Genomic DNA, 10184 nt, shown 5'->3' on the forward strand with positions numbered 1-10184 from the left:
GGTCAAGAATCAGGGAGAACCAGGAGGAGGCCCGTTCTGGGTGAATGAAAAGCGCGGGAAAAGTCTTCAGATAGTGGAGTCAGCTCAGATCGATGCCGAGGATAAAAAAGCGATGGACATGCTCCAAAGTGGAACGCATTTCAATCCTGTGGATATTGTCTGTAGCCTGAATGACCTATATGGCATGCGCCAGGATCTACTGCGATTTGTGGATAAGGACTCTGCGTTTGTTACACGCAAGATGATCGAAGGGCAGGAGGCGCTGGTCATCGAATGGCCCGGATTATGGAACGGAGCCATGGCAGATTGGAACACCATTTTCGTAGAAGTTCCTATCAGCACTTTCAATCCCGTCAAGCGGGTGACGGATCTATTGAGGCCCTATCATCAATGATCAAAGTCCGAGTGCGGTTTCGAATGCTCTGATGCGCTCCCCAGCCCGTTTCCAAGCACTATCCAGATTTCCGTTCAGTTCCTCTTTCACACTGAGATAATACTTGATCTTGGGTTCGGTTCCAGAAGGACGGGCAGTCACTTTACTGCCATCTTCCAGTAAGAACTGTATCACATTCGACTTTGGCAATTCGATACGTTCTGATGCCCGGGTGCGCAGATCGTAGCTCATGGAGCGTTGATAGTCTATTAACTGAACTATAGGAGTGCCTGCAAGTTCTGTGGGAGGGTCCGACCTGAAACCTTCCATGATGGACTGAATCTCTTCTGCGCCTGATTTCCCTTTCTTCACTAGTGAGACCAAGGCTTCACGGTAGAGGCCATAGCGAGAGTAGATCTCTGCAAGTAATCCTTGGGCCCTTGTATTCTTGCTTCTGGCCCAGGCAGCCATTTCACAGAGCATGACAGTCGAGATCACCGCATCCTTGTCACGTACATGGTCACCTACCAGATAACCATAACTCTCTTCTCCACCTCCGATGAAAGTCTTCTTGCCCTCGTGCAGGCGAATGAGTTCAGCGATATACTTGAACCCAGTCAAGGTCTCATAGCAAGGGACCCCATGGGCGTCTGCCATGTCCTTCAAAAGATCGGAAGTGACGATTGTTTTGGCAATGAATCCGTTTTGCTTCTTATCCTCGCTCAGATTCTCTAGTAGAAAGTGGATCAATAGCGCTGCTGCTTGATTCCCATTGATCAACTCCAGTTCTCCCTGAGCATTCCGGATCCCTATACCCACCCGGTCGGTATCCGGATCGGTACCGATAATGAAATCGCTCCCAAGTTCTTCTCCTTTTTCCAAAGCGAACTTCATGGCCGACCGCTCCTCGGGATTGGGAGAGTCCACTGTGGGGAAATCTCCGTTCGGTTCAGCTTGTGAGTCCAGGATATCCACATTATGGAACCCGGCCCTCTTCAGGGCTTCTGGAATCATGGTGATACCGGTCCCGTGGAGAGAGGTATAGAGTAATTTCAGTCCGGCTTTATGGGTATCATCTTTCGGCAGAAGAAGCAGCTCCTCCAAATGTCGATAGTAGGATTCCTCAACCTTATCGGGAATCGGATGGATGAGGGCTTCATTCACCGCGCTCTTCACCTTTGAAGGACTGGTGACTTCTCTAACGCAAGAGATGATCCCTTGGTCGTGAGGCGGCACCAATTGTCCTCCGTCTTCCCAGTACACCTTATAACCATTGTACTCCTTGGGATTATGGCTGGCGGTGATTACGATACCCGCTTGACAAGCGAGGTGCCTGACCGCATAGCTCAATAGAGGAGTGGGACGCAGCTCCTTGCTTAGGTAGACCTCTATGCCATTGGCAGAAAGTACTTCTGCGGCTCTTCGTGCGAATTCCGTGCTCCTATTCCGTGAATCATAGGCGATGGCCACGGAGATTCCCTGATCGAACTGTTTTTTGAGATAGTCGGCCAGACCTTGGGTCGCCATAGAGACGATGTATTGATTCATACGATTGGTCCCTACTCCCATCTCTCCGCGAAGACCACCGGTCCCGAAAGACAGATTCTTGTAGAAGGAGTCTTCTAGTAGCACTGGGTCCTGCGCTTCGAGCATGGCCACTTCATTTCTGGTCTCCGCATCGAATTCAGTGGATTTCCAAAAAGCTATCCGTTCCTGGGTCTCTGTAGTCATTGTGTATAGCTATTGATCGGGCGGCAAATATAGATAGGGCCCTGACTCCTGCTGGAAGGATAGAAAAACAAGAAGACTTCAGAAACCAATTCCGGAGTATGACGTACATAGACCTAGTTGTTCTCTGCTAAAGAGATATAAAGGAATCACACCTTGAACGATGTGCGGAAGATTACAAACGTGAAGAAGGAATTGAAGAGTAGGTTGTAAAGTGTAGATGGTTTAGTTTAAGGTGAAAGAAGGAGGACAGCACGTCCTCCTTCTTCTTTTTTGGAGGAGTAACCTACGAGGTACAAGAGGCGTATAAATCGACAGAGGCTATTGATAATGAGAGTTTGGGTAATCTGGTTTTTCACCTTGATACTTCATTTATTTGGAGCAGTCAGTGATGCAGAAGGGCAGTGTACTGTCATTCAAGATGAGGTGGAGACCTATCTCTATACCCAAGGCGATTTCGGGCAATCATTCCAAGTATGTGCTACAGGCACTCTCAGCCAAATGGATTTCATGGTGCATCACTTCTTAAATGGTTCCATCGATGCGACATTGACCATATTTCAAGGCGAGGGGTATGACGGATCCACACTCTATTCTGCTCCCTTGACATTGACAGATGAATGGGGAAGTATACATTCTCACACGCTATCCGAAGAAGTTTTGTGTATGCTCGGGCAGGTCTACACCTTCCGGATAGAATTCTTTGGTGAGTATGGCCTCATGTGGGCCAAATTCCAAGACACCTATGCCGATGGCCAGGTCTATTGGGATGGCACTCCTTATGAGAATATCGATATAGGATTCAATGCGCATATCCTCTATCCAGAAGAACCTCCTTGTATCACATGGACCGGAGCAGTTGACTCTGACTGGGATGAACCTGCCAACTGGTTGCCTCAGATAGTCCCTGATTCCACGGATTGTGTCTTTGTTCCTGCTAACGATTCGGGGACCTACCCTGCCGTAGATGTCCCTGCTCGTGCAGGTTCTTTGAACATCCATCCTGAGGCAGGATTTCATCTGCAGTCCGAAGGGGAACTGGCAATCTACGGATCACTTCAGTCTGCAAATGACTGCACCTTTGATGGGACGGTCGTATTACACTCTCTGGATGGGAATTCGGAGATAAATGGTTCTCCCACATTCGATCACTTGAAGATCATCGGAGTGTTCTTTACTACAGAACCGATCGAGATCCTCAATGTGCTCGATCTCTCTGAAGGATATCTCGCCAACCTGGGTACAGAACTGATTCTCAATTCAGGCGAGGGTTACTATGGTCATGCCTACATTCCTCAGGATCTCATTGTAGGATCGGTCATCATCAAGAAACATATCGATCATGCGGGAGAGCAGATACTTGGTATTCCCTTTGTTCTGGATGAAGAGGTACTCATCAATGGAGGACAAGGTCTGGAAGACCTGATGCTTTTCGAGCAGGAATTCTGTATGGAGGGGTTCCATAACAACTGGCAACCCCTGGATCAATACGAGCCCAATGGACCGTGTGATGCTCTACGCTCATTCGTGATTCAGGAACACATCGAACTTGCGGGAGCTACGACCAATGAGGAGATGATCGTCCATGGGCAGAACAATGAAGCATTCGATCTCGGAAGGCTACAACTCATCTCCAATCCTTATCCATCGGTGATCGACCTGGATGATATCAGTATCTCACCGGGGGCTAGTCAGGCTACATACAGATGGTTGCCGGAGAAGCAACAGTTCGGTAGCCGGAATGGAGGGTGGTCTACCCATGATATGGGGGATATGGTACTTCCCTCAGACGCCTTTATCGTACAACTGGCAGAAGCACATCATCTGAAATTCATATACTCGGAAATCGTGCCTGCACCTTGGGATCTCATGCAGCCAGAACAGTCAACAGTCTCAGCCGAGCACCAGATAAAACTCAGCGTCACCGCCCCAGGAGGCTCTGATGAGACCATTCTGAGATTCACTGGAGCCTCGACACTGGACTTCGACCCCAGCTTGGATGCACTGAAGATCCCAAGTCTCAATGAATTCACTCCGGCCCTCGGGTCGGCCAGTGCCTCAGGAGAGGTGCTATCTATCAACGCGCTACCTCATCCTCCGGTAGGAGCTTCGGTACCGCTATATTTCTCATCGGACCTGGAAGGAGAGATCGGTTTCGACCCGGTGCTCATCGATGTGGGACAGGTCTACGATCAGATATTCCTTTATGATGCTCTCAATGAGACCTTCCATGACCTCATGACCGAAGGCTTGTACCATACGGTCTATGACCCAAATGATGGAGAGGATCGATTTCTGCTCATTTTCGGGATAGACGATACGCCTTGGTATCACCCCGATTCAGAGCAAATATCTGATGGAGGGGACATGGAAGAAGGACCTCCAGCGGAAGAACTCGGACCTACCGATGGATCTCAGACTACCGCTGATTGGAATATCGGAGCCGTATTGGATGAACTCATCATCAGACCTACACCCAATAGTGAAGGAGAGGGGCGCATCCAAGTGACCATCCATTCACTCAGAGGACGATTGGTCTTCGATCGGCAGGTCGATCTGGATTCCTCCGGTTGGAAATATCGCTTGCAACTCAGCCCGGGCATGTACAGCATCTCCATCCGTCAGGGCGATAAGCTGCATTCGGAGAAGATCTGGCTTGACCGTTCTTAAGCGGATACTTTGTATTCCACCATCGCATAATAACTTTGACACCTGGGAGAACGCGTGAAGTGTTCGTTCCCAATCGGTCTCATAGTTCAACGGATAGAATAGGAGTTTCCTAAACTCTAGATCCAGGTTCGATTCCTGGTGAGACCACTCTGTTTTTCCTCTGCCGTTTCCGGTAGTGCATTGTGGGCAGGACTGCCTACTTGACCGGTCTGAGGTTCTTACACGCTTTTCTGTTGAAAACACGAGGCACGCGATAATTGTCATATCCCGCGTTGAGTACCTTTAATCATCGCGAAATGAGCTCAGTGAGAATCAAATGGCTAGCCTCTATATGGATATGTGTTGGGCTACAGGTAGTGATGGCGCAGGACTGCTCGGACCCTGCTCCCCTCTGCTTTGTGCAATTCAACAATATCACGGTCGACAGTACAGGTAACGGCCCGCTCATGGCAGACCTCAATTGTGCCAATCCGGCCATGAACGGTACCCTCTATCAGATCACCACTATCGCACCCGGTGACTTCCAGATTCTCTTAGAGAACATCCAATGCGATACTGCTGGCAACCAACTCGGAGATGGACTGATATTGACCGTTTACGATAGTGCAGACCCTTGCAATCCCGGTCCGGCCAGCATCATCGCATGCGAAATGGTATCAGACCAGATCACACTCGACCTCACTGCAGCAACTGCAGACCAGAATTTCTATGTGGCCATATATGGTGACATGGAAGCTGGAGATTCTGGCCCGGCCGACTGTGGGTACGAACTACAGACCAGTGGTGAGGCGGTAGAATTCGCACTCACCGTGCCCTCGGTGCAGTATGAGATCCTGCTGGGACAATCCGTAGATATCGAAGGAGTCACAGGAGTAGAGGAGTATCTATGGAGCGGAAGTGGACAGATCACCGAAGACACCATGGCCAATCCCACCATCACACCCAATGGCATCGGTGAATTCACCTATCAGGTCATGGGTACGCAAGGAGATTGTGAGGTGACCGAGGAAGTGACCATTCTGGTCCAGCCCAATATCATCCCTGCTGATGTGATCACTCCCAATGGAGATGGGATCAACGATGAGTGGTATGTACTCTTCCTAGATGAAAGATTCGACCGGGCAGATGTCCGGATCTTCGACCGATGGGGCCAAGTCGTGTACAAATCCATAGGATATGGAGTCACCCAACTCTGGGATGGGACCAATAACGGGAATCGTTTGCCGGCAGGCGCATACTACTATGTCATCGATCTGAAGACAAGCGAGTCAGGAGAGGGTCCTGTGTTCACCGGAGCAGTCAATGTGATCTATTGAAGGATGAAGAACTATTTGATAACGATAGGGCTAATGGTGTGGGGAGCAAGTCTCATCGGGCAACAGATCCCTCAGTATAGTCACTATGTGTTCAATCAATTCCAGCTCAATCCTGCAGTGGCAGGGACTCAGGAGTGTCTGGAGTTGCGTTTCGGATTCAGGAATCAGTGGGCGGGATTCAATGAGGGACCAAAGACACAGTTCGGATCGGTAAGTACTCGTGTGGGAAGAAGTAAAGAGGGCCCTAAACATGCAGTAGGACTCAAATTCGAATCGGATCAAGCAGGAAGGTTCTCCCAGAGTCTGGTACAACTGGCCTATGCCTATCATTTCAAGATGAGCAGGGATATGAATGCCTCGCTGGGATTGTTCGTAGGCTTCAATCAATTCAAAGTCGACCTGGTCGGGACCACTCAAGTAGGGCCCGATCTCGGTCAAGTGGATCCAGTATTGGCCGATCAGCAGTCACAGCAATTGCTGGTTCCAGAGGTAGCTCCGGGATTCTGGATGCACAACGAACGATTCTTCTTCGGTGCGTCCATCAAGCATGTAGTGACCAATGATATCTTGGATAACGGAGAGGCCAAGCTGATCCGTCACGCTAACCTTTCCTCTGGATATGCGTATAAACTGGGACAGAATTCGCATTTCATACCTAGTGTCCGGGTGAGTTATGCAAATGCTGCTCCCTTGGCAATCGATGTCAATGGAATGCTCGATTTCAATCGCAAACTGGCCCTTGGAATCGGATATAGAAATGGTGATGCCTTGGTGGGGCTGATGAAGTTCAACTTCCTCAACTTCTTCACCTTAGGCTATGCATACGATATGACCCTTTCACCCATGAAGAATGCCTCGAGGAATTCTCATGAGGTCATTCTGGCGATCTCTGCCTGCCCGGGTAAGACGGGTGGAGGATTCGTGCCGTGTGCCGCCTATGATTGATGAGCTATGAATAGACTACTACTCCTTCTCTCCTTCAACCTGGTAGTGCTGGGTATTCATGCCCAATCCACACTGGATTCGGATGATATCGATAGTCGATATGTAGATGAATATGGAGATCTATTGAAGAGTTCGAGTTTTGGGAACTGTGCGGCATTCACGGCCACTCCGAGCAGCTCTCCGGTCTCATGTAATGGTTTTGATGATGGGCAGGCCTGTATCACGGTCACTTCGGGAGTAGGCCCGTTCACCTACCTCTGGTTAGGCGAATCCAGCACGGACAGCTGCCTTTCGAATGTAGACGCAGGAGCTTATATCGTGATTGTGACCGATGTCGGTCAGGGAGCATCCTGTAGTTGGCAGATCACAGTCAGTGAACCCACAGCAATCGGTGTCATATCTATGAACGCTGTGGCCCCTAGTTGTGCGGGCGAATGTGACGGTCAGGCCAACCCATTGGTCGTAGGAGGAAATGGAGGATTCATGTACAGCTATGACAGTGGAGAGACCACACAGGCGGCTACCATGCTCTGCAATCCATTCCAGCTCACCATAACGGATGCCAACGGATGTACGACCGACACGCTTTACACCTTCAGTAATGCACCAGACACCATCCAGATCGATGGTGTGGTCACCGATAACATCTGCTTTGGATTCGATGATGGAGCGATAGATGTGACCGTCTCGGGAGGAGTAGGCACCTATGATTATTCTTGGAGCGGTCCCAATGGATTCAGCTCTTCTGACGAAGATATCTCCGGATTAGAACCCGGTGTATACGATCTCGATGTGACCGATGATAATTCCTGTTTCCAATCCGCAAGCTTCACAGTTGTAGCTGCTACAGATATAGTGGTGGATGCAGTCATTGGAGACGTATTATGTAGCGGGACCAATACGGGTTCTATCGACATAACCACCAGTGGAGGGAACCCAGACTATTCCTATGCATGGACGGGCCCTTCAGGATTCAGTTCTGCCAGTGAGGACCTGATACTCCTAGAGGCAGGGGAGTACTTTCTCACAGTGACGGACATCGAAGGCTGTACCCAGGATACCTCTTTCACAGTGAGTGAGAATCCAGCGATCATCATCACAGCGGACATTACGGACAATGATTGTTTTGGCGAATCCGAAGGTGCTATTGATGTGACTGCGATAAGTGTCTCGGGAATTTCCGACTATGACTGGACCGGCCCAGGAGGATTCACTTCCACATCTGAAGATATTTCTCTATTGGCTGCCGGGAACTACATGCTCACCGTTACTGACAATCTGGGCTGTACGGCAGACACAATATTCACTGTCGACCAGGCCGATGAGATCATCTTCGACCTGGTGGTCACCGATATCCTATGTAATGCGGATAGCACCGGTGCGATAGACCTCACCGTATCAGGTGGTACGCCTGGCTATCAGTACTCATGGTCAGGGCCCAATGGGTACTCTTCTTCAGATGAAGATATTTCGAATCTTGTAGTAGGTAGTTACACCATCATGATCACCGATACCAATGATTGTGTCAAAGACACTACGGTGACCATTATCGAACCAACCGCCATATCCGTGACCGAGTCGATCATCGATCTGGAGTGTAATTCTGATAATACGGGGGCCATCGACCTTGAGATCTCTGGAGGAACAGGTGCCTACACCATCGATTGGTCAGGGCCAAATGGCTATACATCTACAGATGAGGATATCGCTGGTCTCGAGGCGGGAGAGTATGACCTCACCGTGACGGATGAGAACCTGTGCGAATTCCTAGCCACATATACTATCGATCAACCCGACAGCCTGAGTATAGACATCATTTCTACAGACCTGTCTTGTTTCAATGACTCTTCTGGTGCCATAGACATCACTGTCACTGGAGGCACAGGGACTTACTCCTATCTCTGGACAGGTCCAGATGCCTTCACTTCGGGTGACGAGGACATTTCAGACTTGGACGCAGGTGATTATACGGTCCAAGTGACAGATGAGAATCTATGTACTGCAGATTCCACTATCACTCTCTCAGAACCAGATGCCATCATCTTGGATACCTTGGTGACACAGATCGCTTGCCCAGGGGATGAGAATGGCAGCATCGATCTGACTATCAGTGGAGGGTCAGGAACGTATACCGTCAGTTGGACCGGTCCGGGAGCATTCAGCTCAAGTGATGAGGACATCAGTGACCTGGATGAAGGAATCTACACTGTAGTTGTCACAGACGACAATCTATGTTCAGAGACTTTGAGTGTAGAGATCATCGACCCGCTTCCCATGGTGATCACCGGAGTGGTGACCGATGTGGAGTGTTTTGGAGAAGCAACTGGAGCCATTGATATCACCGTGACCAATGGTGCAGGAGGATTCACCTACAGCTGGTCAGGACCTAATGGATACACGAGTACAGATGAAGATATCATCGACCTGGAAGCCGGGACATATACAGTAACGGTGACCGATGCCAACCTCTGTGAGCAATCCAATTCATTCATTGTGATCGAGAATCCTGAGATCATGCTCAGTGCAGTGATCACAGATGTGGTATGCGGTGGAGACAGCACAGGAGCCATTGACATTACGGTACTCGGGGGGCAAGGGGACTTTACCTACGCATGGTCTGGCCCTGATGGTTTTACCAGCATGGATGAAGACCTTGTGGATGTGCCTGCGGGGACCTATGATGTCACTGTGACGGATCAACTCGGATGTACAGAGCAGGAAAGCTATACCATCGACCAACCCGATCCGCTGACCGTAACGGCTGCACTCTCCGATCCACTCTGTTCGGGCGAGTTCAATGGAGATATCGACATAGCCATCATGGGCGGGACACCCGACCATCTCATCACATGGACAGGACCGAATGGCTTCTCAGCCTCAGGGGTAGGTATCGACATTGCTGACTTGGAAGCAGGAGACTATATCCTGAATATCACCGATGATGAAGGATGTACATTGGACACCACGTTCACATTGAATGATCCTGTAGAGCTTATGGCAAGTCTGGATATCACTCAGCCCGGTTGCGGATTGGATAATGGAGAAGTGAGTAGCACCGTGTCAGGTGGAACTGTTGCCATAGATTATACCTATGTATGGACCGATTCAACGGGAGATACGATTGGAACTGCCGCCACTATTTCTGGTCTAGG

At 49.7% G+C, this 10184-nt stretch carries 6 protein-coding genes and 1 tRNA gene; 6 read left to right on the forward strand and 1 reads right to left on the reverse strand.

Annotated features, from left to right (window positions below; all coding sequences use genetic code 11):
* The coding region (locus HKN79_09900) for a DUF4301 family protein (protein NNC83881.1) at nucleotides 1–394 on the forward strand (394 nt) is incomplete at its 5' end.
* On the opposite strand, the gene HKN79_09905 is transcribed toward HKN79_09900, so the two are convergent.
* Entirely contained in the window at nucleotides 395–2104 is a 1710-nt protein-coding gene (locus tag HKN79_09905) for a phospho-sugar mutase (GenBank protein NNC83882.1), read from the reverse strand.
* 327 nt (nucleotides 2105–2431) lie between these two features.
* Between HKN79_09905 and HKN79_09910 the strand changes: the two genes are divergently transcribed.
* The 5 genes from HKN79_09910 to HKN79_09930 form a co-directional block, all read left to right on the forward strand.
* On the forward strand, nucleotides 2432–4771 hold the full coding sequence (locus HKN79_09910) for a T9SS type A sorting domain-containing protein (protein NNC83883.1): 2340 nt from the start codon (nucleotides 2432–2434) through the stop codon (nucleotides 4769–4771).
* A 75-nt stretch (nucleotides 4772–4846) separates the two neighbouring features.
* Nucleotides 4847–4918, forward strand: a tRNA-Arg gene (locus HKN79_09915).
* A 149-nt stretch (nucleotides 4919–5067) separates the two neighbouring features.
* Nucleotides 5068–6087: a gliding motility-associated C-terminal domain-containing protein gene (locus tag HKN79_09920; GenBank protein ID NNC83884.1), complete on the forward strand. Its 1020-nt coding sequence runs from the start codon at nucleotides 5068–5070 to the stop codon at nucleotides 6085–6087.
* 3 nt (nucleotides 6088–6090) lie between these two features.
* Nucleotides 6091–7032 carry a type IX secretion system membrane protein PorP/SprF gene (locus HKN79_09925; GenBank protein ID NNC83885.1) on the forward strand — a complete coding sequence of 314 codons (942 nt, stop codon included), beginning with the start codon at nucleotides 6091–6093 and terminating at the stop codon, nucleotides 7030–7032.
* A gap of 6 nt (nucleotides 7033–7038) precedes the next feature.
* Nucleotides 7039–10184, forward strand: a 3146-nt coding sequence (locus HKN79_09930; protein NNC83886.1) for a hypothetical protein, incomplete at its 3' end; no start/stop codon positions are given.

It is taken from the genome of Flavobacteriales bacterium, from assembly GCA_013001705.1.
Taxonomy (GTDB): Bacteria; Bacteroidota; Bacteroidia; order Flavobacteriales_D; family JABDKJ01; genus JABDLZ01.